Source organism: uncultured Kluyvera sp. (assembly GCF_902485085.1).
In the GTDB taxonomy this organism is placed as follows: domain Bacteria; phylum Pseudomonadota; class Gammaproteobacteria; order Enterobacterales; family Enterobacteriaceae; genus Kluyvera; species Kluyvera ascorbata.
The window spans coordinates 1-1073 of the sequence record NZ_CABTJS010000167.1 but is presented as its reverse complement, the minus strand read 5'-3'; the positions used below and the strand labels follow the sequence as shown (position 1 = coordinate 1073).

2 pseudogenes are annotated in these 1073 nt (G+C 50.0%); one reads left to right on the top strand and one right to left on the bottom strand.

What is annotated here, in order from left to right:
* Positions 1-116: 116 nt before the first annotated feature.
* Positions 117-809 (top strand): annotated as a pseudogene (locus tag RDN66_RS20300) (polysaccharide biosynthesis tyrosine autokinase); the annotation flags it as partial.
* Positions 810-928: 119 nt separating this feature from the next.
* Here the strand turns inward: RDN66_RS20300 and RDN66_RS20295 are convergent.
* Positions 929-1073, bottom strand: a pseudogene (locus RDN66_RS20295) (phytase AppA); the annotation flags it as partial.

The following is a 1073-nucleotide window of genomic DNA, read 5'->3' as shown; positions in this document are numbered from 1 at the left end:
ACGGTCTAAATAGGCTGATTCAAGGCATTTACGGGAGAAAAAATCGGCTCAAACATGAAGAAATGAAATGACTGAGTCAGCCGAGAAGAATTTCCCCGCTTATTCGCACCTTCCCTAAAAATATCCCCTTCCTGGCGGTGGATAACCCGGCGGATTCTGCTGTGGAAGCCGTACGTGCGCTACGAACCAGTCTGCATTTCGCTATGATGGAGACTGAGAATAACATTCTGATGATCACCGGTGCGACGCCAGACAGTGGTAAAACATTTGTCAGTTCAACTCTGGCAGCGGTGATCGCCCAGTCCGATCAAAAAGTGTTATTTATTGATGCCGACTTACGCCATGGTTATTCGCATAACCTGTTTACCGTGAGTAATGCACATGGCTTGTCGGAATATCTGGCAGGTAAAGATGAGCTCAACAAAGTGATCCAGCATTTTGGCAAAGGAGGCTTTGATGTGATTACTCGCGGTCAGATGCCACCTAACCCGTCTGAACTGCTGATGCGCGATCGGATGCGTCAATTACTGGAATGGGCGAACGACCATTACGATCTGGTGATTGTCGATACGCCGCCGATGCTGGCGGTGAGCGATGCTGCGGTCGTGGGGCGCTCTGTCGGCACCAGCCTGCTGGTTGCGCGTTTTGGCCTGAACACCGCCAAAGAGGTGAGCTTGTCAATGCAGCGTCTGGAACAGGCAGGCGTCAATATTAAAGGCGCTATCCTCAATGGTGTGATTAAACGCGCCAGCACCGCTTACAGTTACGGCTATAACTATTACGGTTATAGTTACTCCGAGAAAGAGTAAAACTGAAGGTAAAGTGACCGGATGCGGCGTGAACTCCTTTTCCGGTCTACGCATTAGACAGTTCTTCGTTTGTCATCAGCCTCAGAGCATTCAGGTAGCTGAATGCTCTTTTTTATGCATTACAAACTGCACGCCGGTATGCGTGCTTCATTCACGATTTGCGTAAAACCGGCCAACGAACACATGCCCTGCGCATTTCGCTCTTCACATCCTGCCAGGGTCAGTTTCACCTCTCCGGGCGGCGTATTTAATGACAGCGGCGTT